Below are 20308 nucleotides of genomic sequence, written 5' to 3' on the forward strand. Positions count from 1 at the left end.
CCAGCGCGCGACGCGCTGTTGGCTGAGGGCGACATTGTGTACGGCGCGGCCCAGGGAACACCGGCCTCCGGCCCACCATCGGGCGCGCTGACGGCGTGTCCCGAGGGTGGGATGATCTCTCGCCGTCACGGCGCTTGCTTCACCGTCCAAGGGGCGAATACCCGGCCATGCGGCCCCCACGACACGCAGGACACGCGGTCAGCGGGTCGGCTCAGGTGGCGGCCAGGACGCGGGCCTGGATCGCGTTGCCGAGGGCGTCGAGGGCGATGAGGGGACGGACCAGGTCGGTGCCTCGCGCTGCGGTGGTGGCGCCCAGCCAGCTCACCGTGACGTAGTGGCCCAGGGCGCGGACTTCGGCGCGACTCCGGGCCGGGTCGAACGGCGTCGCCTGCCGTACGAAACCGTCCGCGCGCAGGGCGGCCACCAGGGCGTCGGCGGTGCGGCCGTCCGGGAGGTTGAAGATGACGAACTGGCCGGCGACGGACGAGCCCCTGTAGGTGGCTCGCAGGGCCTGGGTGCAGCCGGGCGCGGAGGCGCCCCAGAGGGCGTCGTCGCAGTCGGCGAGCTCCTCCACGGCCTCCCTGGTCAGGTCGCCGAGGGTCTGCGTGCCCGGGGTGAAGATCTCGGCCACGGTCACGGGGGCGGCGTCGGCCTGGCGGGAGTCGACCAGGGCGTACAGGGCGGAGGTGGGCTCGGCGCGGAGGGCGGCGGGGCGGGGCAGGTCGCGGCCGAACCACAACCAGGCGCCGCCGACCGCCACGGCGAGCGCGGCGGCCACCAGGGAGACGGTGAGACGGCGCGCCATCAGGAGGCCGGTCCCGTGATCGCGACGACCCGCCGGTAGACGGCCTTCTCGGCGCCCCTGAGGGTGAGGGCGAGGGAGACGTAGTCGTCCCTGGCGGTGGGCTCCGCGCCGTCGGCCCTGCCGATCCAGACGAGGCCGACATAGTGACCGAGGGCGTAGGCGCCCGCCTCGGTGTAGCCGCCCGCGGGATAGGCCGCCTTGGTGCTCTCCAGCGGCAGGGTCCAGCCGCCCCGGTGCAGGGTTTCGAGCGATTCGACGAGCTCGGCGGCGGCTTCGCCGTCACGGAGGTTCAGCAGGGTGTACTGGCCGACATAGCGGCGGTCGGAGCTGAGGTAGAGGCCGCGGACGGCCTGTGTGCACTCCGCGTTCGTCACTTGCTCGATCAGGTCCTCGCCCCACAGCGCGGCGGAGCAGTCGGCGTCGAGCTTCCGGCTGACGAGCCGCAGCGAGAGTTTCTTCTCGCCGGTGAGGGTCTTCTGGCCGAAGACCTCCTTGGCGGTGAGCGGCGCGGTGTCCTTGGCGCGGTCCGAGATCGGCGCGAACAGCTTGGGCGAGGTCCACCCCTGGAAGTCGCGCGGCAGCGCCGCGCCGGAGCGGACGACGGCGGCGGCGCTGGCCTGACGCTCGGGGGTGTAGCTGCCGAGCGAGCCGATGACGGCGACCAGCCCGACGGCGCCCACGAGGACGCTCGCGGCGGTGGCGATGATGACGAGGAGCCGCTGCTGCTTCGGCCGGAAGCCCCAGTGCGTCAGGAGCGGCAGCTCCCAGTCGGAGCGGGGCGGACGACGCCGCTTGCGGGGCCTGCTGCCGCTCACAGTCCGGACGCCCCGATCGCGTTGCCGAGCGCGAACGTGAGCGCGGCCGCCACCGAGCCCACCACGAGCTGCCGGAGCCCTGAGTACCACCAGCTTCGCGCGGTCACGGTGGAGACGATGACCCCGGCGATGAACAGCGCCGCGCACGAGAGCACGGCCGAGACCCAGAGGCTGACGACGCCGAACAGGTACGGCAGCAGCGGCAGCGCGGCTCCCACGCTGAACGCCAGGAACGACGACATGGCCGCCAGCTTGGGCGAGGGCAGGTCACCCGGCTCGACGCCGAGCTCGTTCTGGGCGTGAACCTCCAGGGCCTGCTCGGGGTCGCGGGAGATCTGCCTGGCCACCTCGATCGCCAGCGCGGGCTCGACGCCCCTGCCGATGAAGACCTGGGCCAGCTCCTCCAGCTCGGCCTCGGGGTGACGGTCGAGCTCGCCGGCCTCGACGGCGATCTCGGCCTGGGCGAGCTCCCGCTGGCTGGCGACGGAGACGTACTCGCCGCCGGCCATGGAGAACGCGCCCGCCGCGAGCCCGGCGACGCCCGCGAGCGAGATGACCTTGGTGTCGGAGGTGCCGCCGGCGACACCGGCGATGAGCGCGAAGTTCGACACCAGGCCGTCCATCGCGCCGAACACCGACGGCCTGAGCCAGCCACCGGTGACGTCGCGATGCTGGTGGTGGCTCTCCGCGCGGCCGTTCATCGCGAGTTCTTCTCCTCCGGCACGCCTGAAGCCTTGACCTCGTGCTCGGACCCGGACTCGGAGGTGACCCCGGACTCGGCCCCGGACTCTGACTCGACCCCGGACCCGGACCCGGACCCGGAAACCGACTCGGCCTCGGCCTTAGGCTCAGGCTCGGAAACCGACTCGGCCTTAGGCTCGGGCTCGGAAACCGACCCGGCCACGGGCGCCTCGGTCTCGGCCTCTTTCTCGCCCGCGGGTTTCTCCGGCTTGTCCTCCTTCTCGGAGGAGTCCGCCGCGGTGGCCGTCGAGGTCGCGACCTCGTGCTCGGAGTCCGCGAGGCTCGACGGATGGGCGGGATCGGCGTCCCCGTCGACGATGACGGACTCTTCGCCCGTCTTGTTCCTGGTGACCCAGAAGTAGATCAGCGCACCGACGAAGAGCACGATCGCGGTGTACTGGTTGATGCGCAGCCCGAAGAACTCGACCGCGTGGTCGACCCCGCCGACCGGGTCGATGCGCAGCCCCTCGATCCAGAAGCGGCCCAGGGTGTAGCCGGCGACGTAGAGGGCGAACAGCCGGCCGTGCCGCAGCCCGAGCCGCTTGCCGATGATGATCAGCGCGATGCCGAGCGCCAGGTTCCACAGCGACTCGTACAGGAAGGTCGGGTGATAGAGCACCCCGGGCTCCCCGCCGTGCTGCACGTCGATCTCCAGGCCCCACGGCAGGGTGGTGGGCGCGCCGTACAGCTCCTGGTTGAACCAGTTGCCCCAGCGGCCGATGGCCTGCGCGAAGGCGATGCCCGGCGCGACCGTGTCGGCGACCGCGCTCAGCGACAGGCCGCGCCGGCGGCAGGCCAGCCAGACGCCGACGCCGCCGAGCGCGACCGCGCCCCAGATGCCGAGCCCGCCCTCCCAGATGAACAGGGCCTGGTAAGGCTCCTTGATCGCGCGGGCGCCGAAGTAGGTCTGCCAGTCGGTGATGACGTGATAGAGACGTCCACCGATCAGACCGAAGATCACCGCGGGCACGGCGATGTCGATCATCGTCCCCGGCTGGCCGCCGCGGGCACGCCAGCGGCGCTCGCTCAGCCAGACGGCGAGGACGACACCGAGCACGATGCACAGGGCATAAGCCCGGATCGGCACGAATCCGAGATACCAGACCCCCTGGGAAGGGCTGGGAATCGAGGCTAGGGGCATGTCAGGTGAGAGTAGCGGACGCTGAGCTACTTGGCGGCCTCGGTGACCGTATCGCGAAGCTCCTGAGGCGCGGCGGCGACACCGTTGTCGATGGGCTCGCCGTTGAGCTTGATGGTCGGCGTGCCCTGCAGCTGCTGATCGGCCATGACTCGCTTGCTGTGGTCGAGCTGGGCCTGCGCGTGCTTCTGCGAGGTGACGCAGGCCTCGAAGCCGGGCGTGGTGACGCCGGCCTCCTTGCCCCAGGCCAGGAGCTGGTCGGTGGTGAAGCCCTCGACGGTCTCGCTGGGCTGGTTTCGGTAAAGAATGTCGTGGAAGGCCACCCACTGCTTGCCGTCGGCCACGCAGCGGGCGGCGGCTCCGGCCCGCACCGAGTTGGACTTGGTGGGCTCCTGGGAGAAGATCGTGATCGGGTGGTAGACCACCTTCGCCAGGCCCTCGGCAGCGAGGTTCTTGAAGGTCGGGCCGCTGACCCGCTCCAGCTCCTTGCAGGCGGGGCACTGGTAGTCCTCGTAGATGTCGAGCACCGGCGCGTTGACGCCGGGGTTGGCCATCACCACCGTCCCGTCGGCCTGCACCGTCGTGGGCGCCAGCGACTCTCCCGCCACCTCCGACTGTGACCTGCTCGCGGTGTACCACCAGCCCGCGCCCACGGCGGCCAGCGCCACCGCGCCCGCCGTTATGTAGGTGACCACACGCTTACGCTGCTCCCGCGCACGGTCGGCGGCCTGCTGCTCCCTGATCTTGTCACGCGCCGACTTCGCCCGGCCGCCCTTGCTCATCACCGTTCTCCTCTTCGTCGAGCAGGTGCTCCGCACCCGCCAAGCCCAGTGGCCGGTCCAACGCGAAGCGTCCCGGCGGGAAACGCACGATCCAGGCGCCCAGCAGCACGAGGCCGAAGTCGCGCACGATGTCGAGCAGGTAGGTCGGCTCCTGCCCGGCACCGAGCTGACCACCGCCGCCGAAGCAGCCGCAGTCGATGCGCAGCCCGTGAGCCCACGCCCAGGCGATGCCGAACACGAAGGCGAACATGAGCAGCGCGGCGATGACGGCAGCCACCCTGGTCATGAGGCCCACGATCAGCAGCACCCCGACCACTACCTCCACAATAGGCAGGCCGTAACCAGCGGCCGTGGCCACCTGCTCGGGCAGCAGTTCGTACGCTCTGACCGCCACCACGGAGTCGGCCGGGTTGCCGATTTTGAGGCCTCCGGCCGCTATCAGCACCCCGCCCAGGACCAACCTGGCAACGGTCGTGACCCAGGGTATCGCTGATCTCGCGCTCTGTGACGCCACTGACGCGTTCACGGGGCATCTCCTCTTCCTCTGTGCCGGTAGCCGCACAGTATCCGGGTCCTATCCGATCACGCTTGAGATAAGAGTCGGTTAAGGAGCGTTTCCCGGCCGGGCCTGCCTCCGAACTGCGTAAGGTCAGCATTCCGCTGGACGCGGAAACCCGGCGTCCAGCCGGCGGCACCGGCTGGAGCGCCCATGACCACACCCAGAAAGTCCCGAAAGCCCGTACGAGTCACCGGCGAACGCGGCGGAGCACGTCGAGGTGGCCCACGCAGGGCATCCCGACGTTGTACCCGAAATCAGGAAGCCCACCGAACCCCGGGAGCCGCATCCGAACCCGCGGAAAGGTCACCGAACCCGCAAGTCGCGCCCGGAGCCCCACAGGTGGCCTGCCGAAGCCCGAAACCGTACCGAAGCCCGAAACCGTACTTAACCCCGGAAACCGCAACGAACCCCTGAACAAAGTCAGGCGCGGGAGCGGACGCCCTGGGACATGTCGCGGGCCAGTTCGGCGATCGAGGCGTAGCCCGCGGCCTCGTCGGGAGCGTCCAGGATGCGGCGGATGAACGCCGAGCCCACGATGACGCCGTCGGCGTAGGCCGCGACGTGGGACGCCTGCGCGCCCGTGCCGACGCCCAGGCCGACGCAGACCGGCAGGTCGGTGTGCGCGCGGGTGCGCTTGACCAGGTCCTCGGCCGCGACGTTGACGGTCTCGCGCGCGCCCGTGACGCCCATCAGCGAGGCGGCGTAGACGAAGCCGGTGCAGCAGTCGACGACGGCCTTGATGCGCTCCTCGGTGGAGCTGGGCGCCACCAGGAAGACGGTGTCGATGCCCGCCGCCGCCGACGCGGTGCGCCACGGCTCGGACTCCTCCGGCGTGAGGTCCGGCGTGATCGTGCCGACGCCGCCCGCGCTCGCCAGGTCGCGGGCGAACCGCTCGGCGCCGTAGCGGTCGATCGGGTTCCAGTAGGTCATGACGAGCGTGGCCGCGCCGGTGGCGGCGACCCCTTCGACGGTGCGCATGACGTCGGCGATGCGGGTGCCGTTGAGCAGCGAGCGGTGCACCGCGTCCTGGATGGTCGGCCCGTCCATGAGCGGATCGGAGTAGGGCAGGCCGATCTCGATGACGTCGCACCCGGCCTCGACCAGGGCCGTCGCCGCGGCGATGGCGCCGTCCTTGGACGGGAAGCCCGCCGGGAGGTAGCCGACGAGCGCGGCCCGGTTGTCCGCCTTCGCCTTGGCGAACACCGTCTGAAGAGTCGTCATTGGTCGTCCGTTCTCACATCGTCGAGCCCCGCCTCCCCGGGCTCCGATCGCCGCGTCCCCCACCGCGACGGCGGTGGGGGACGCCCGGCGTGCTCGCGGGGCGGCCGACCCGGTCAGGGTCGTCAGAGATTGAAGTACTTCATGGCCGTGCCCATGTCCTTGTCGCCACGCCCGGAGAGGTTGACCAGGATGGTCGCCTCGGGGCCCAGCTCCCGGCCGAGCTCCAGCGCGCCCGCGAGGGCGTGGGAGGACTCGATGGCCGGGATGATGCCCTCGGTCCTGGCCAGCAGCGAGAAGGCGGACATGGCCTGGTCGTCGGTGACGCCGTGGTAGGTGGCGCGGCCGCTGTCCTTGAGCCAGGCGTGCTCGGGGCCGACGCCGGGATAGTCGAGCCCGGCCGAGATCGAGTGGGACTCGATCGTCTGGCCCTCGTCGTCCTGCAGCACGTAGGTGCGCGAGCCGTGCAGCACGCCGACCGAGCCCGCGGTGAGCGTGAGCGCGTGCTCGCCGCTGTCGAGCCCGTGTCCGGCCGCCTCGTAGCCGTGGAGCTGGACGGCCTCGTCGCCGATGAAGGCGTGGAAGATGCCGATGGCGTTGCTGCCGCCGCCGACCGCCGCGCAGATCGCGGTGGGCAGGGCGCCGGTCAGCTCCAGCATCTGGCGGCGGGCCTCGACGCCGATGATGCGGGCGAAGTCGCGGACGATCTCCGGGAACGGGTGCGGCCCGGCGACGGTGCCGAACAGGTAGTGGGTGGTGTCGACGTTGGTCACCCAGTCGCGGAACGCCTCGTTGATGGCGTCCTTGAGCGTCTGCGAGCCGTTGGTCACGGGCACGACCTTGGCGCCGAGCAGCTTCATCCTGGCCACGTTGAGCGCCTGGCGCTCGCAGTCGACGGCGCCCATGTAGATGACGCACTCCAGGCCGAGCAGGGCCGCCGCGGTGGCGGTGGCCACGCCGTGCTGGCCCGCGCCGGTCTCGGCGATCACGCGCTTCTTGCCTAGCCGCTTGGTCAGCAGCGCCTGGCCCAGCACGTTGTTGATCTTGTGCGCGCCGGTGTGCGTGAGGTCCTCGCGCTTGAGCACGATCCGCGCGCCGCCCGCCTGCTCGGCGAAGCGCGGCACCTCGGTCAGCGTGGTCGGCCTGCCGGCGTACGTGCGCAGCAGGTGGTCGAACTCGCGCAGGAACTGAACGTCGTTCTTGGCCGTGGCGTAGACCGCGGCGACCTCGTCGAGCGCCGGGATGAGCGCCTCGGGCACGTAACGGCCCCCGAAGATGCCGAACTTGCCACGCACGTCGGGGTCGTCGCCGTGAACGCCGTTGCCCGCCAGGTCGGCGGCCGTCAAGATGGAGCCTTCGTGTGCCACTGCTATCCCTCTGCTCCGTGGTCGGGGCGGGTCGCCGGGTGGGCGCCGGCGGTCACCAGCGCCTCCACGGCCTTGCGCGGGTCCTTGCCGGTGACCAGGCTCTCCCCCACCAGGACGGCGTCGGCGCCTGCCCTGGCGTAGGCGAGCAGGTCGTGCGGCCCGCGCACGCCTGATTCGGCGATCTTGATGACATTATCCGGGACCTTGGGCGCCAGCTTGGCGAAGACATCCCGATCGACCTGGAGTGTCTTCAGATTGCGGGCGTTGATCCCGATGACGCGGGCGCCGGCGGTGACCGCCCGGTCGAGCTCCTCCTCGGTGTGCACCTCGACGAGCGGGGTGAGCCCGATGGACTCGGCCCGCTCGATCAGTGACACCAGCGCCTCCTGCTCCAGGCAGACGACCATCAGCAGCGCCAGGTCGGCGCCGTGGGCCCTGGCCTCCCAGAGCTGGTAGGAGGTGAGGATGAAGTCCTTGCGCAGGATCGGGATGTCCACCCGGGCGCGGACGGCGGCCAGGTCGTCCAGGCTGCCGCCGAACTTGCGCCGCTCGGTGAGCACGCTGATGACGTGCGCGCCACCCGCCTCGTAGTCGGCGGCGAGCGCCGCCGGGTCGGCGATGGCGGCGAGCGCGCCCTTGGACGGGCTCGAACGCTTCACTTCGGCGATCACCGAAACCCGGTCACCGCCGACGGCGGCGAGCGCGTCTCGGGGCGCGGGAGCCCGGTCGGCCCGCTGCTTGAGGTCGTCAAGCGACACGGTCTGCTGCCGTGTGGCGAGGTCGGCGCGCACCCCGTCGAGGATGTCGTCGAGGACACTCGGTCCTTCGGTCCGCTCACTCACCGCTTGGGGTCCCTCCGGTCGACAGTGGGGGTGGAGACCAGGAGTTCGCGTCGCGTCCGCTCCTGGCCTTGTCTTGCGATGGTATCGGCCCGGGGAGGGCTTCGGGTCACAGGGGCGCGGCTACGGCGCCAGGAACGCCCCGAAGGGAAGGTTGCGCACCACCCAGTACACGAGGACCAGCGCGAGGAACGCCCACAGGTAGGCGGGATGCGCCAGTGTCGTGCGCCGGGGCCTGCCCCGCCAGGCGTTGACCAGCCAGCGCCCCCACCAGAACAGCAGGAAGGGCACCATGGCCAGGGCGAGCGGGTTCAGGCCGATCGCCGTCACCGGGTCCAGGTGGGCGAGGGCGTGGATGGTGCGCATCGTCCCGCAGCCCGGGCAGTACAGACCGGTCGCCCACAGGAAGGGACAGGTGGGGTAGTGGCCCGGCTCGTTGGGGTCGATCACGCCGACGACCGCGAAGACCGCTCCCGTGGCCGCGGCGACGCCGAGCGGCGCGAGCACCGACCTGAGGCGGTCGGTGCCGCGCCGTTCGAGGTTCGCGTTCGTCATGGTGGTCAGTACGTGGTGGTCGGAATGGTCGAGACGCTCGCCGCGATGATGACGAAGAACAGGACGTAGGCCACGACGATGAGCACCCAGGCGATGGCGCCGAAGATCAGCGACCGCTTCCACCAGGTCTTGGCCTCCTCGGAGGCCTCCATGGCGCCCTGGTAGTCGCCGGACTGCCACTTCTGGTTGACCTGCGACGACTTGACAATCGACACGATACCGAGCGGCAGACAGCAGAACAAGGTCGTGAGGATGGCCGCGACCAGGTGGTTGTCCGGGGGCGCGCCACCGGGAGGCTGGGCTCCGTAGCCGGGGGGCGGGTAGCCGCCGCCGCTCGGCGGCTGCTGGCCGTAGCCACCGCCGCTCGGGGGCTGCTGACCGTAACCGCCGCCACTCGGGGGCTGCTGGCCATAGCCACCGCCGCTGGGCGGCTGCTGGCCATAGCCGCCACCGCTCGGGGGCTGCTGGCCGTAACCGCCACCGCTGGGCGGCTGCTGGCCGTAACCGCCACCGCTCGGGGGCTGCTGCCCATAGCCGCCGCCACTCGGGGGCTGCTGACCGTAACCGCCACCGGGAGGCTGCGACCCGTAGCCGCCGTCGCCCTGATTTCCGTAACTCATCCGTAAGACTCCTATGTCGTCATGTTTGCGCTGACTTGCGCGCGGCAGCCTAGCGACAAACCTTGGACGACATGCAACAACGTTCGCCTTGCGAACAACTTGTAACCTGCCTGCACGTCTGCGTGACCGCACGTTGTCCCAGGTGAAGCCGGAACCTGCTCGATGCCTGACGAGTACGCGTCGAGGGAAGCTAGCGCGACGCGGTGGGGTCGTCCCCCCGGTCGAGCGCGTCCCACAGGGCGCGGTCGTCGGCCGGGCGCGGCGCCGCCGGGGCGGAGGTCCGCTCGTACCGGTCCGACATGCCCGCCCACCTGCCGCCCCACGCGACGGCGGCGACGCCGCCCGCGAGCATCAGCGCCGCCCCCAGACCGGCCAGGACGGGCCAGAGCGCGACGGTGTCCCAGGTGGCCGAGGCGGTGCCGGCGAGCACATGGTGCTCGCGCAGCCAGGTCCGCACGCCGGCGTCGTCGGTGGCCGTCCAGGTGCCGAGGGCGGCGGCCAGCCCGCACAGGGCCAGCAGCGCGCCGATGAGGCGGCGGCCGAGGCCCTTGGCCGCCAGCACGGCCACCACGCCTGCCAGGCCCGCCAGCGCGAGCGGTGTCAGCACGGGGCTGAGGTCGCCGCCCGTCGGCGCCGCCATCTCGGCCAGGCCGCCGGGATCGCGCGCGTTCGTCACCCAGGCACGGCCCGCGGCGAGCAGCACGAGCAGGCAGCCGGCCGCCGTGACGGCCGGCCAGGTCCACCGCCCGCGCCCCCGCCCGGAGTCGCGCTGTGGGGCCATTCGCGTGGCCATCTAGCGCTCCGCGCGCGCGGCCGTGACGCCGCCCTGGACCGGCGTCAGCGGGTCGGCGTCGAAGCAGGTGCGGTCGCCCGTGTGGCAGGCGGCGCCCACCTGGTCCACCTTGAGCAGCACGGTGTCGCCGTCGCAGTCCAGCGAGACGGCCTTGACGTGCTGCACGTGCCCCGAGGTATCGCCTTTCACCCAGTATTCGCCGCGGCTGCGCGACCAGTAGGTGGCTCTGCCGGTGGTGAGGGTGCGATGCAGCGCCTCGTCGTCCATCCAGGCGAGCATGAGCACCTCGCCGGTGTCGTGCTGCTGAACGATCGCGGGCACCAGCCCGTTGCCGTCGCGCTTGAGCCGCGCGGCGATCCTGGCGTCAAGGGACATGTCGTCATTCAACCAGGCGGCAGGAGTGGTCCGGCGGCGGCGGTGCCGTTAGTCGAGCGCCTGGGACAGGGTGTCGTAGATGGGGAACAGCGGCGCGAGGTTGGTCCTGCGCAGCCGGCGCAGCACCTGGCCGTCGGGGGCGACGAGCGCCATGGTGCCGTCGCGGTCCTGCAGGGTGGCGAGCTGGCGCACCAGCATGCCCAGCCCTGTCGTGTCAATGAAGGTGAGGCTGCTCATGTCGACGACGAGACGTGGTCCGTGCGTCTCCACCGCCTCTTCGAGGCATTTGCGAACCTTGGAGACATTGTCCGCGTCGACTTCGCCCGCGAGGCTGACCACCACCAGCTCCCCGTAGCGTCGACGCGTCATCTGCAGCTCGTCCACGTCATGCTCCTCACGCCCCTGCCACAAGGCGGCTCCAGATGAAGCTACACCTTCCAGGGTCTATCACACTGCGTTTTACAGAGAACGCGGAACGTGATAATCCTCCGGATGGCAAACGCATGGAAACGTCTGGTAAGGAGGACGCCATCGTGCTACCCGCCGCCGACGCCGTCCTCGATCCGGACTTCGGGGACCACGTCTGCCTGCCGTTCCGCGGCGAACAGGAGCGCCGGGCGGCGACCGGGTCGTTCACCCTGAACGGCCTGCGCAGGCGGGCGAATGTGCTGATCATCACGCACGCCGACTCCCCCGGCCGGACCCGTGCGTGGCTGGCGCCGCTGGTGCCGGGGTTCGCCGCCGCCGAGTCCGCGGGCGAGATCGAGATCCGCGCGAGCACGGCGACGCACTTCACCGGCGGCCGCCTGGATTCCGGCCGGGCCCTGACCTGCCTGACCGAGGCCGGCGAGCAGGCGCGCCGGCAGGGCCGCCACGGCGTCTACACGCTGATCGACGCCTCGTGGGGGGCGCACGACCCGCCGGGGCAGATCGCCTTCGAGGCGGCCACCAACGAGCTGTTCGGCCGGCGGTGGCTGGCCGCGGTCTGCCAGTACGACCGGGCGCTGTTCGCGCGCGAGGCCATCGACCGGGTGGGCTGCGTGCATCCCATCTCGCCCGACCAGGCGGCGCTCCGCTACGAGCGCCGCCACCACCCCGCCGGCCTGCGGCTGTGGGGCGAGGTCGACCTGACGAACCGGCACGCGTTCTCCACCATCCTGATGCCGCTCCGCCAGGAGGCGGGCGAGGTGGTGATCGACGCGGCCGGGCTCCACTTCATCGACGCGGGCTCGGCCCAGCTCCTGGTCGCCACGGCCACGGCCAGGCCGCACGGGCGGACGGTGCTGCGGTGCGGCGAGCCGATGGCCAGGCTGCTGCACCGGATCGGAGCGGACGGCGTCATCGACATCCGCCCGGTGGACGATGCGTAGGCAGGTGCTCTGCGCGAGCTTCTCGCGGGGGCACATCACCCTGCTCCGCAGGACCGTCAGCGAGCGGGCGGCCAGGGAGGGTCTGACCGGCAGGGGCCTGGAGGACTTCGTGGTGGCGGTCAACGAGATCACCACCAACGCCGTGCTGCACGGCGGGGGCGGCGGGCGGCTGCGCCTGTGGTGGCAGCACGACCGGCTGTGGTGCGAGGTCACCGACGACGGCCCCGGCCTGCCGCTCGGCTGGAGCAGCACCACCCCGCCGCCGTCCGGGTTCGAGGGCGGCGGCAGGGGGCTGTGGCTGACCCGTCTGCTGTGCGACCAGGTCACGATCGTGTCGGGTCCCGGCGGCACGAGGGTGACCTTCGCGGCGGCGACCTGAACGCCGGCAGGCGCGCGGTCAGGAGTGGGCCGCCGACACCCAGGAGGCGTGCATGTCGGCGTACACCCCCGGCTCGTCGACCAGCTCCGCGTGCGGCCCCCGCTGGACCAGGCGGCCGCCGTCGAACACCAGCACCTCGTCGGCGTTCTCCGCGGTGGACAGCCGGTGGGCGATCGAGACGGCGGTGCGGCCGCGGGTGACCCCTTCGAGCGCGCGGGCCAAGCGCACCTCCGTGGCCGGGTCGACCGCCGAGGTGGCCTCGTCGAGCAGCAGCAGGTCGGGGTCCGCCAGGTAGGCGCGGGCCAGCGCGACGAGCTGACGCTCACCGGCCGACAGTGACTCGCCGCGCTGGCCGACCGGCGTGTCCAGGCCCGCCGGCAGGCCGTCGAGCCAGTCGGCCAGGCCCAGCTCGGTGAGCGCGAGCCCGATCTCCTCGCGCGTGGCCGCCGGCTTGCCGTACCTGACGTTCTCCTCCAGCGTCCCGTCGAACAGGAAGCCGTCCTGCGGGACCATCACGATGCGCGCCCGCAACGAGGAGAAGCGGACGTCGCGCAGGTCGTGGCCGTCGACCGTGACCCGGCCGCCGACGGGGTCCATGAGCCGGGTGAGGAGCTTGGCGAAGGTGGTCTTGCCCGAGCCGGTCTCGCCCACGACCGCGACGCGCGAGCGCGGCTGGATCCGCACCGACAGCTCCCGCAGCACGGGCGGGCCGCCGGGGTAGGAGAAGTGCACCTGTTCGAAGGCCACCGAGATGGGGCCGCGCGGCAGCTCGACGCCGTCGTCGCCGGGGTCGGCCACGTCCGCCGGGGTGTCGATCACGCCGAGGATGCGCCGCCAGCCGGCGACCGCGTTCTGGGCCTCGTTCAGCACCTCGGTGGCGGTCTGCAGCGGGGAGACGAACAGCGTGATGAGGAACAGGAAGGCGATCAGCTGCCCGGCCGAGATGTCGCCGGACACGCCGAGCCGGACGCCGAGCACGACGATCCCGGCGATGGCGACGGCGGCCACGATCTCGGTCAGCGGGAAGACGAATCCGACGATGGTCTGCGCCCTGACCTGGGCGGCCTTGTTGGCGTCCACGGACTTGTCGATGCGTTCGGCGGTGCGCCGCTCGGTGGCGTACGCCCTGATGACGGCGGCGCCGACGACCGACTCGCTGACGGCGGCGAGCATGTCGCCGGTGCGCTCGCGGACCACGGTGTAGGCCCGCGACAGCCAGCGCTGGAAGCGCGGCAGGGCGATCATCAGCGGGATGAAGCAGATCCAGACGAGCAGTGTGAGCTGCCAGGAGTAGATGATCATCAGCACGCTGGCCACGAAGAGCTGGCCGAACGCCACGATGATCATCAGCCCGCCCCACTGCATGAAGGTGCTGATCTGGTCGATGTCGTTGGTGACCCGGGAGACGAGGGCGCCGCGGCGCTCGGTGTTCTGGGTGAGCACCGACAGGTCGTGCACGTGGCGGAAGCCGCGCACCCGCAGCGTGGCCAGCGAGGCCTCCGTCGCCTTGTACAGGCGCACGTTCATCAGATAGGCGGCCAGGGCGGTCAGGATCACGGCGGCCGCGCAGAGCACGACCGCGCGGGTGATGTACGGCATGTCGGGGGCGCCGTCGCCGATCCCGGTGTCGATCGTCTGCTGCACCGCGATCGGTACGATGATCTTGCCGAGGGTGGCGATGACGGCCAGGGCGAGCGTGCCCACCAGTCCCTTGCGGAACTCGGGCGTCAACGCCAGTCCCCGGCGGATGGTGGCCCAGGCCGAGCCGCCGGCCCCGGCGCCGATGCGCTCCTGCTCCGGCGCGATCTCCACGGTCATGCGCTGACCTCTGTCTCTTCGAGTCCGAGCGCGGCGTCGGCGTCGAGCGCGGCGCGCACGGCCTCCTCGCGCTCGTAGGCGGTCACCAGGTTGCGGTAGCCGGGGCAGCGCTCCAGCAGCTCCTGGTGCGTGCCGCGGTCGGCCACCCGCCCCCGGTCGAGGTAGACGACCTCGTCGGCGAGCGCGATCGTGGCCAGCCGGTAGGCGACGACCACGACGGTGGACGCCTCGGCCCGGTCCCGCAGGCCGTACAGGATCCTGGCCTCCACCTGGGGGTCCACGCTGGAGGTGGCGTCGTCGAGGATCAGCAGGCGAGGGCGGCGGGCGATCGCGCGGGCCAGCGCGAGGCGCTGGCGCTGGCCGCCCGACAGGGACGTGCCGCGCTCCCCCACGCGGGTGTCGAGCCCGGAGCCGAGGCCGCTCACGAAGCCGTCGGCCTGGGCCACGCGCAGCGCCGCCCAGACCTGCTCGTCCGGCATGCTCAGATCGAGCGCGACGTTGCCGCGCACGGTGTCGTCGAACAGGAACGTCTGCTGCGGCACCAGGGCCACCGACTCGGCGAGTTTGCCGTAGGCGAGCTCGCGCAGGTCCGTGCCGTCGAGCAGCACCCGGCCGGTGTCGGGGTCGACCAGCCGGACGAGAAGCTGGACCAGGGTGGACTTGCCGGAGCCGGTGGGCCCGACGAGGGCGACGGTGCGGCCGGGCGGCAGGTCGAAGGTGACGTCGTGCAGCACCTCGGTCTCGCCGTAGGAGTAGGACACGTCCGAGACCGCCAGGGTGGCGGGCTCGTCGCGGTCCGGGGCCGCCTCGCCGTAGGCCATCGAGCCCTCGGCCTCCAGCACGGCCTGCACCCGGGTCCAGCCGACGACGCTGCGCGGCAGCTCGGCCAGCACCCAGCCGAGCGCGCGGATCGGGAAGGACAGCAGCGTGAACAGGTAGGCGATCTGCACGAGCTGGCCGGAGACGATGTCGCCGGTGGACAGGCGCATCGCCCCGACGCCCAGGACGGCGAGCACGCCCAGCGTGGGCAGGGCCTCCAGCATCGGGTCGAACATGCCGCGCACCCGGCCGACGGCGACGTTGGCGTCGCGCAGCTCGTGCGCGCGCCGCCGGAAGCGCTCGGTCTCCAGGTCCTCGCGGCCGAGCGTCTTGACCACGAGCGCGCCGTCGAAGCTCTCGTGCGCGATCTCACTGACCTCCGCGCGCAGCTGCTGCGCCCGGGTGACCAGCGGGCTGAGCTTGCGCTGGTAGACGAGGTTGAGCACGGCGATCGCCGGGAAGACGAGGAAGCCCACCAGGGCGAGCACGGGGTCGGTGATCAGCATGCCGACCGCCGCGGTGACGAGCATGACGACCACGCCGACGGCCATCGGCAGCGGCGCCAGCGGGGCCCACGCCGCCTCGGCGTCGGAGCTGGCGTTGGACAGCAGTTGCCCGGTCGGGTGCCGCTGGTGCCAGGCCAGCGGCAGCCGCAGGTACTGCTTGGTGACGTCGCGCCGGGAGCGGGCCTGCATGCGGTACTGCATGACACCGGCGAAGATGCGCCGGCCGGCGATGCCGATCGACTTGAGCAGCGCCGTGCCGATGATCAGGAACACGCCGGTCCAGAGCGCGGCCGCGGCGATCTCGCCCTTGCCGAAGGTGGGGATGATGACGTTCTGCGTTGCCCAGCCGAGCGCCCATGCGGAGGCCACGGTCATGCCACCGTAGAGCGCGCTGGCCACGACGGCCGACGCGAACACCGCCTTCTCGGTGCGGATGGCCACCCCAAGGACGCGGAGTCCCTGACGCATGACGGCCGAGGTGACCTTATTCGTCACTCGGTGTGTTTCCTTCCAGAGCCGAATTTTCCACATACTGACAATCACGTCTGATCAATGACTTATTCCCCACGGGTAGGGTTGCGATGTGACTCACGCTCGTGGCGAACGCGCCGCACTGTGCGACCTGTTCGACCGGCTGGGCCCGGACGCCCCGACCTTGTGCGAGGGCTGGGACACCGCCGACCTCGCCGCGCATCTGGTGCTGCGCGAGCGCAGGCCGGACGCCATGCCCGGCATCGCGGTGCGGGCGCTGGCCGGTCACACCGCCTCGGTGCAGCGGCGCCTGAAGGCCAGGCACGCCTTCCCCGAGCTGGTCTCCCTGGTTCGCAAGCCCGGCGGAGTCTACGGCGTGCTGCCGTTCCTCGACACGGCGGTCAACACCCTGGAGTTCTTCGTCCACCACGAGGACGTACGGCGCGCCCAGCCCTCCTGGGAGCCCCGCGAGCTGCCGGCCGACTTCGAGCGGCTGATCTGGAAGCGGGTGTCCGCCGGGGCCAAGATGATGCTGCGCCGCTCCCCCGTCGGCGTGGTGCTGCACCACCCCGGCGCGGGCGGCGCGCGGGCCGTGGTGCTCGGCGGCGCGCAGGAGGGCCCCAAGGTCGAGGTGATCGGCGGGGCGGGCGAGTTGCTGCTGTTCTGCTTCGGCCGCCAGGCGCACGCCCGGGTGGAGTACGCCGGCGACCCGGACGCGATCGCCCGGCTGAAGACCACCGGCTTCGGGGTCTAGCCGGTCGCCCGGTAGGTCTCCACCGACAGGTGGGCCTGCGCCAGCCGGCGCATCGCCGCCAGCAGCGTGTCACCGAGCAGCGTGCCGATCACCACGACCTCCACGGCCCGCTCCCGGTCGGTCACGTCGCCCAGCACCCGCAGGTCCACTCCGGCGGCCGTCTCGGCGGCGTCGGCGTAGTCGTCCAGCGCGCCCAGGATGTCGTCCAGACCCAGCTCCAGGAGGCTCGCGAACACGCCGGCCAGGGTCCGGGCGGCCTGGTGGCCGGCGGTGCCGGCCCATCCCCGGCGGGCCAGCAGGTCCGCCACGAGGCGCTCGGCCTGCCGGACGTGCTCGCCGTCGCGCGCGTCGTCGCGCGCCGTGACGGTCCCCTGGGCCACGCCGAGCAGCTCGGTCCGGGCGACGCCGGGATCGTCCAGGTGGCCGACCAGGTCGCGGATGGCGGAGATGCTGAGGCCCGCGTGGTCGGCGAGGGCTCGCACCAGCCGCAGCCTCTTGACGTGTGCCGGGCCGTACTCGGCCTGGTTGCGGCCCAGCGGCCGGCCAGGAGGCAGCAGGCCCTCCCGGAGGTAGTACTTGATCGTCGGGACCGGAACCCCTGTGGCCGCACTCAGGTCCGCCATGCGCACGACCGAGACCCCCCATGAAAGTAGTGACTGGAGAGTGTAGCTATCGATAGTGGAGCTATCCAACTCCTGCCCGTCGCGGCGGACAGATCACCGAACCTTCGGCGGAGAAGGCGCTCCCGTCCCGTTCTCAGGCCGTACGATGGCTGAGGAAACACGCCCCCCGGTTATGATCAAAAACATCTTCACAGAAGATGCCAGTGATCGCCCAGATCCGGGTATATACGGCTGGGAATGGACTGCAGGAGGCCCCCCATGCAGGTCAAGAAGGTGATCACGTACGTGGCTGTCGCGTTCGTGGTCTTCTACCTGTTCACCCGGCCGGCCGACGCGGCCGCCGCGGTCAACGGTGTGTTCGACGGGATCGTCAATGGAGCCAATCAGCTGGCTGTCTTCTTCACCAATGTTCTGACCTGATCCTTGGTCCTGCCTGCCCGGTCGTGTTACGCAGGCAGGATGAGAGATCGTACAGGCACCGCCAAGCCCGGCCCGTCCGATCCCGGCCTCACCCGCATCCGCGAGCGAGCCGAGGTCGAAGAGGTCGAGCTGATCCGATTCCTGTATGCCGACCACGGTGGTGTCATCCGTGGCAAGGCGGCGTCCCGGGCACGGCTCGCGGATCGGCTGGACACCGGCATCGGGCACACGGTGGCCATGATGGCGATGAACATGCTCGACCAGCTCCAGGAGGTCGAGGACATGGGTCCGGTGGGCGAGGTGCGCATCGTTCCCGACCCGTCCACCTATGTTCCGCTGCCGTACGCACCGGGAGCGGCGGCGATGCTGTCGGACCTGCGGCTGCCCGACGGCTCTCCCTGGTCCGCCTGCCCGCGTACCTTCCTCAAGGACGCGATCGGCACGCTGGAGGCCGAGGGCTACACGCTGGTGGCCGCGTTCGAGCCGGAGTTCACGCTCGGGCGGCGGGTGCCCGACCCCGGCGGCGGCCTCGACCGGCTGGCGCCGATCGACGACTCACTCTGTTACGCCGGCACCGGGTTCGACGCCGCCCACGACTACACGATCGCGCTCATGCGCGCCCTGCAGAGCCAGGGGATGCAGGTCGAGCACTGTCACCCGGAGCTGGGGCCCGGCCAGCAGGAGATGTCCGTACGCCACGCGCCCGCGCTGCGTGCCGCCGACAACCACGTCCTCTACCGGGAGACCGTGCGCGGCGTGGCCATGCGGATGGGCCTGTGGGCCTCGCTGGCCCCCAAACCGCTGGCCGATCAGGCGGGCAACGGGGCCCATCTGCACCTATCCCTGTGGAGCGAATCCCATAACCTTTTCGGCGGCGACAGCGACGTGCGGGAGTGGTTCGTCGGCGGCCTGCTCGCCCACCTGCCCGCGCTGACCGCGCTCACCTGTGGCAGCGTCAACAGCTTCCGCCGGCTGGCGCCCCGGTCCTGGGCGGGCGCCTACGCCGTCCACGGGCCCGACAACCGGGAGGCGGCCGTACGCGTCTGCTCGCCGCTGGGTGCGAGCGGTGAGCCCAACCTGGAACTGAAGCCGTCGGACTCCTCGGCCAACCCCTACCTGTCGCTGGGCGCGGTCATCCACGCCGGCCTCGACGGCGTCCGCCGCAAGCTCGACCCCGGCGAGCCGGTGGACGTCGACCCGGACACGCGCCCGGGTCACTATCAGCGCCTGCCGTCATCGCTCGGCGAGGCACTCGACGCGCTGGAGGCCGACGAGGTGCTCATGGAGGCACTGGGGCCGCTGCGCCGCCGTGCCTATCTGGCGGTGAAGCGCTCGGAGGCGACCGCGTTCGGCGCCGAGGACGCCTCCTACGAGCTCTTCCACCACCTGCGTGTCTTCTAGCGGCCGCTAGCGGACCGGGTGGCCCGCCAGCGCCAGGGTCCGCTTCACCTCCGGGATCTTCAACGTCCCGAAGTGGAAGACGCTCGCCGCCAGCACGGCGTCGGCGCCTGCCGCCACGGCGGGCGCGAAGTCCTCCAGGCGGCCCGCCCCGCCGCTCGCGATCACCGGCACGCGTACGGCCGCCCTGACCGCGCGCAGCATCTCCAGGTCGTAGCCGTTGAGCGTGCCGTCACCGTCCATGGAGTTGAGCAGGATCTCGCCCACCCCCAGCTCCTCGCCACGGGCGGCCCACATTACGGCGTCGATGCCGGTGCCGCGGCGACCGCCGTGTGTGGTCACCTCGAACCCGCTCGGCGTGCCCGGCGCCCTGCGCGCGTCCACCGACAGCACCACGCACTGGGCCCCGAAGCGCCGCGACGCCTCGGTGAGCAGCTCGGGCCTGGCGATGGCCGCCGTGTTGAACGACACCTTGTCGGCGCCGGCGCGCAGCAGCCGGTTCACGTCGTCCACCGAGCGGACGCCGCCGCCCACGGTGAGCGGGATGAAGACCTGCTCCGCCGTCCGGCGCACCACGTCGAGCATGGTCTCGCGCTCGCCCGACGACGCGGTGATGTCGAGGAAGGTGAGCTCGTCGGCCCCCTCCTCGTCATAGCGCCTGGCCAGCTCGACCGGGTCGCCCGCGTCACGCAGGTTCGCGAAGTTGACCCCTTTGACGACGCGTCCGGCGTCGACGTCCAGGCAGGGGATCACCCTGACGGCCACGGTCATGCGCGCATCGCCTCGATCTCGATCTCGACCAGCATCTTCGGGTCAACCAGCCCGGCCACCCGCACTCCGGTGCAGGCGGGCCGCACCTCGCCGAACACCTCGGCGATGGCCCGGCCGACCAGGTCGAAGTGCCGTTGCTCGACGACGTAGTAGCGGACCATGACCACGTCGTCCCGGGTCAGGCCGCCCTTGGCGACGGCCTCCAGGGCGATCTCGATGGCCGTCAGGCTCTGCCGGTAGGCGTCCTCCGGGTGGCGGACCTCACCGTCGACGGTCGCCGTGCAACCGGACACGATGACCCGCTCGCCCACGACCACCGCACGGGAGTATCCGTACTTTTCCTCCCAGATTCCGCCCGAAAACACCCTCATT

At 71.4% G+C, this 20308-nt stretch carries 24 protein-coding genes; 5 read left to right on the plus strand and 19 right to left on the minus strand.

From position 1 onward, the window contains the following. Positions 1 to 211 precede the first annotated feature (211 nt). The 14 genes from ACIBQX_RS05145 to ACIBQX_RS05210 all read right to left on the minus strand — a co-directional run bounded on the left by ACIBQX_RS05145 (position 212) and on the right by ACIBQX_RS05210 (position 10991). A complete protein-coding gene (locus tag ACIBQX_RS05145) occupies positions 212 to 805 on the minus strand; it encodes a hypothetical protein (RefSeq protein WP_397000760.1) in 594 nt (197 codons plus the stop codon). Beyond that, positions 805 to 1620, minus strand: coding sequence for a hypothetical protein (locus ACIBQX_RS05150; protein WP_397000762.1), 816 nt, complete (start codon positions 1618 to 1620; stop codon positions 805 to 807). Before ACIBQX_RS05150 ends, ACIBQX_RS05145 begins: the two co-directional genes overlap by 1 nt. Further along, entirely contained in the window at positions 1617 to 2321 is a 705-nt protein-coding gene (locus ACIBQX_RS05155; protein WP_397000764.1) for a VIT1/CCC1 transporter family protein, read from the minus strand. Before ACIBQX_RS05155 ends, ACIBQX_RS05150 begins: the two co-directional genes overlap by 4 nt. After that, entirely contained in the window at positions 2318 to 3502 is a 1185-nt protein-coding gene (gene lgt, locus ACIBQX_RS05160) for a prolipoprotein diacylglyceryl transferase (RefSeq protein WP_397000766.1), read from the minus strand. Before lgt ends, ACIBQX_RS05155 begins: the two co-directional genes overlap by 4 nt. 26 nt (positions 3503 to 3528) lie before the next feature. Next, positions 3529 to 4281, minus strand: a complete 753-nt coding sequence (locus ACIBQX_RS05165) for a DsbA family protein (RefSeq protein WP_397000768.1) — start codon at positions 4279 to 4281, stop codon at positions 3529 to 3531. Continuing rightward, complete coding sequence (locus tag ACIBQX_RS05170; protein WP_397000769.1) at positions 4247 to 4807, minus strand: MauE/DoxX family redox-associated membrane protein; 561 nt, start codon at positions 4805 to 4807, stop codon at positions 4247 to 4249. The genes ACIBQX_RS05165 and ACIBQX_RS05170 overlap by 35 nt, the downstream gene beginning before the upstream one ends. Positions 4808 to 5260: 453 nt before the next feature. Further along, positions 5261 to 6061, minus strand: a complete 801-nt coding sequence (trpA, locus tag ACIBQX_RS05175; RefSeq protein ID WP_397000770.1) for a tryptophan synthase subunit alpha — start codon at positions 6059 to 6061, stop codon at positions 5261 to 5263. Between the two features lie 122 nt (positions 6062 to 6183). Next, positions 6184 to 7407 (minus strand): tryptophan synthase subunit beta, encoded by a 1224-nt coding sequence (trpB, locus tag ACIBQX_RS05180; RefSeq protein ID WP_397001548.1) that lies wholly within the window; start codon positions 7405 to 7407, stop codon positions 6184 to 6186. A 20-nt stretch (positions 7408 to 7427) separates the two neighbouring features. After that, a complete protein-coding gene (gene trpC, locus ACIBQX_RS05185; RefSeq protein WP_397000771.1) occupies positions 7428 to 8267 on the minus strand; it encodes an indole-3-glycerol phosphate synthase TrpC in 840 nt (279 codons plus the stop codon). Positions 8268 to 8387: 120 nt separating this feature from the next. After that, positions 8388 to 8819, minus strand: coding sequence for a DUF2752 domain-containing protein (locus ACIBQX_RS05190; RefSeq protein WP_397000772.1), 432 nt, complete (start codon positions 8817 to 8819; stop codon positions 8388 to 8390). A gap of 5 nt (positions 8820 to 8824) precedes the next feature. Further along, positions 8825 to 9439, minus strand: a complete 615-nt coding sequence (locus ACIBQX_RS05195) for a CD225/dispanin family protein (RefSeq protein ID WP_397000773.1) — start codon at positions 9437 to 9439, stop codon at positions 8825 to 8827. A gap of 190 nt (positions 9440 to 9629) precedes the next feature. Further along, a complete protein-coding gene (locus ACIBQX_RS05200; RefSeq protein WP_397000774.1) occupies positions 9630 to 10232 on the minus strand; it encodes a Trp biosynthesis-associated membrane protein in 603 nt (200 codons plus the stop codon). Continuing rightward, positions 10233 to 10607, minus strand: a complete 375-nt coding sequence (hisI, locus tag ACIBQX_RS05205; protein WP_397000775.1) for a phosphoribosyl-AMP cyclohydrolase — start codon at positions 10605 to 10607, stop codon at positions 10233 to 10235. 48 nt (positions 10608 to 10655) lie between these two features. Beyond that, on the minus strand, positions 10656 to 10991 hold the full coding sequence (locus ACIBQX_RS05210) for an STAS domain-containing protein (protein ID WP_397000776.1): 336 nt from the start codon (positions 10989 to 10991) through the stop codon (positions 10656 to 10658). A gap of 119 nt (positions 10992 to 11110) precedes the next feature. Here ACIBQX_RS05210 and ACIBQX_RS05215 point away from each other — a divergent pair, with 119 nt between their 5' ends. Beyond that, entirely contained in the window at positions 11111 to 11977 is an 867-nt protein-coding gene (locus tag ACIBQX_RS05215; RefSeq protein ID WP_397000777.1) for an MEDS domain-containing protein, read from the plus strand. Next, positions 11970 to 12356: an ATP-binding protein gene (locus ACIBQX_RS05220; protein ID WP_397000778.1), complete on the plus strand. Its 387-nt coding sequence runs from the start codon at positions 11970 to 11972 to the stop codon at positions 12354 to 12356. The genes ACIBQX_RS05215 and ACIBQX_RS05220 overlap by 8 nt, the downstream gene beginning before the upstream one ends. Positions 12357 to 12374: 18 nt before the next feature. On the opposite strand, the gene ACIBQX_RS05225 is transcribed toward ACIBQX_RS05220, so the two are convergent. Continuing rightward, positions 12375 to 14174 carry an ABC transporter ATP-binding protein gene (locus ACIBQX_RS05225; RefSeq protein WP_397000780.1) on the minus strand — a complete coding sequence of 600 codons (1800 nt, stop codon included), beginning with the start codon at positions 14172 to 14174 and terminating at the stop codon, positions 12375 to 12377. Further along, a complete protein-coding gene (locus ACIBQX_RS05230; RefSeq protein ID WP_397000782.1) occupies positions 14171 to 16030 on the minus strand; it encodes an ABC transporter ATP-binding protein in 1860 nt (619 codons plus the stop codon). Before ACIBQX_RS05230 ends, ACIBQX_RS05225 begins: the two co-directional genes overlap by 4 nt. 52 nt (positions 16031 to 16082) lie before the next feature. Between ACIBQX_RS05230 and ACIBQX_RS05235 the strand changes: the two genes are divergently transcribed. Beyond that, entirely contained in the window at positions 16083 to 16724 is a 642-nt protein-coding gene (locus ACIBQX_RS05235) for a TIGR03085 family metal-binding protein (protein WP_397000784.1), read from the plus strand. On the opposite strand, the gene ACIBQX_RS05240 is transcribed toward ACIBQX_RS05235, so the two are convergent. Continuing rightward, on the minus strand, positions 16721 to 17347 hold the full coding sequence (locus tag ACIBQX_RS05240; protein WP_397000786.1) for a MerR family transcriptional regulator: 627 nt from the start codon (positions 17345 to 17347) through the stop codon (positions 16721 to 16723). The two genes, ACIBQX_RS05235 and ACIBQX_RS05240, sit on opposite strands and share 4 nt — an antisense overlap. A gap of 258 nt (positions 17348 to 17605) precedes the next feature. On the opposite strand from ACIBQX_RS05240, the gene ACIBQX_RS05245 reads away from it, so the two are divergent. Further along, positions 17606 to 17767, plus strand: a complete 162-nt coding sequence (locus tag ACIBQX_RS05245) for a hypothetical protein (protein ID WP_397000788.1) — start codon at positions 17606 to 17608, stop codon at positions 17765 to 17767. Between the two features lie 39 nt (positions 17768 to 17806). Continuing rightward, positions 17807 to 19168 carry a glutamine synthetase family protein gene (locus ACIBQX_RS05250; protein ID WP_397000790.1) on the plus strand — a complete coding sequence of 454 codons (1362 nt, stop codon included), beginning with the start codon at positions 17807 to 17809 and terminating at the stop codon, positions 19166 to 19168. A gap of 6 nt (positions 19169 to 19174) precedes the next feature. Here ACIBQX_RS05250 and hisF read toward each other — a convergent pair whose 3' ends face one another. Together hisF and ACIBQX_RS05260 are read right to left on the minus strand one after the other, a co-directional pair. Next, a complete protein-coding gene (gene hisF, locus ACIBQX_RS05255; RefSeq protein WP_397000792.1) occupies positions 19175 to 19936 on the minus strand; it encodes an imidazole glycerol phosphate synthase subunit HisF in 762 nt (253 codons plus the stop codon). After that, complete coding sequence (locus tag ACIBQX_RS05260; protein ID WP_397000794.1) at positions 19933 to 20307, minus strand: RidA family protein; 375 nt, start codon at positions 20305 to 20307, stop codon at positions 19933 to 19935. The genes hisF and ACIBQX_RS05260 overlap by 4 nt, the downstream gene beginning before the upstream one ends. Position 20308 lies beyond the last annotated feature (1 nt).

Origin of the sequence: Nonomuraea sp. NPDC049714 (assembly GCF_044465295.1) — a bacterium.
GTDB lineage: Bacteria > Actinomycetota > Actinomycetes > Streptosporangiales > Streptosporangiaceae > Nonomuraea.

What these genes read in the sequence shown, in the direction of transcription:
- ACIBQX_RS05145 (WP_397000760.1), bottom strand. Translation starts at nt 805, where the DNA reads ATGGCGCGCCGTCTCACCGTCTCCCTGGTGGCCGCCGCGCTCGCCGTG.
- ACIBQX_RS05155 (WP_397000764.1), bottom strand. Translation starts at nt 2,321, where the DNA reads ATGAACGGCCGCGCGGAGAGCCACCACCAGCATCGCGACGTCACCGGT.
- lgt (WP_397000766.1), bottom strand. Translation starts at nt 3,502, where the DNA reads ATGCCCCTAGCCTCGATTCCCAGCCCTTCCCAGGGGGTCTGGTATCTC.
- ACIBQX_RS05165 (WP_397000768.1), bottom strand. Translation starts at nt 4,281, where the DNA reads ATGAGCAAGGGCGGCCGGGCGAAGTCGGCGCGTGACAAGATCAGGGAG.
- trpA (WP_397000770.1), bottom strand. Translation starts at nt 6,061, where the DNA reads ATGACGACTCTTCAGACGGTGTTCGCCAAGGCGAAGGCGGACAACCGG.
- ACIBQX_RS05190 (WP_397000772.1), bottom strand. Translation starts at nt 8,819, where the DNA reads ATGACGAACGCGAACCTCGAACGGCGCGGCACCGACCGCCTCAGGTCG.
- ACIBQX_RS05195 (WP_397000773.1), bottom strand. Translation starts at nt 9,439, where the DNA reads ATGAGTTACGGAAATCAGGGCGACGGCGGCTACGGGTCGCAGCCTCCC.
- ACIBQX_RS05200 (WP_397000774.1), bottom strand. Translation starts at nt 10,232, where the DNA reads ATGGCCACGCGAATGGCCCCACAGCGCGACTCCGGGCGGGGGCGCGGG.
- hisI (WP_397000775.1), bottom strand. Translation starts at nt 10,607, where the DNA reads ATGTCCCTTGACGCCAGGATCGCCGCGCGGCTCAAGCGCGACGGCAAC.
- ACIBQX_RS05215 (WP_397000777.1), top strand. Translation starts at nt 11,111, where the DNA reads ATGGAAACGTCTGGTAAGGAGGACGCCATCGTGCTACCCGCCGCCGAC.
- ACIBQX_RS05220 (WP_397000778.1), top strand. Translation starts at nt 11,970, where the DNA reads ATGCGTAGGCAGGTGCTCTGCGCGAGCTTCTCGCGGGGGCACATCACC.
- ACIBQX_RS05225 (WP_397000780.1), bottom strand. Translation starts at nt 14,174, where the DNA reads ATGACCGTGGAGATCGCGCCGGAGCAGGAGCGCATCGGCGCCGGGGCC.
- ACIBQX_RS05230 (WP_397000782.1), bottom strand. Translation starts at nt 16,030, where the DNA reads ATGTGGAAAATTCGGCTCTGGAAGGAAACACACCGAGTGACGAATAAG.
- ACIBQX_RS05240 (WP_397000786.1), bottom strand. Translation starts at nt 17,347, where the DNA reads ATGGCGGACCTGAGTGCGGCCACAGGGGTTCCGGTCCCGACGATCAAG.
- ACIBQX_RS05245 (WP_397000788.1), top strand. Translation starts at nt 17,606, where the DNA reads ATGCAGGTCAAGAAGGTGATCACGTACGTGGCTGTCGCGTTCGTGGTC.
- ACIBQX_RS05250 (WP_397000790.1), top strand. Translation starts at nt 17,807, where the DNA reads ATGAGAGATCGTACAGGCACCGCCAAGCCCGGCCCGTCCGATCCCGGC.
- hisF (WP_397000792.1), bottom strand. Translation starts at nt 19,936, where the DNA reads ATGACCGTGGCCGTCAGGGTGATCCCCTGCCTGGACGTCGACGCCGGA.
- ACIBQX_RS05260 (WP_397000794.1), bottom strand. Translation starts at nt 20,307, where the DNA reads ATGAGGGTGTTTTCGGGCGGAATCTGGGAGGAAAAGTACGGATACTCC.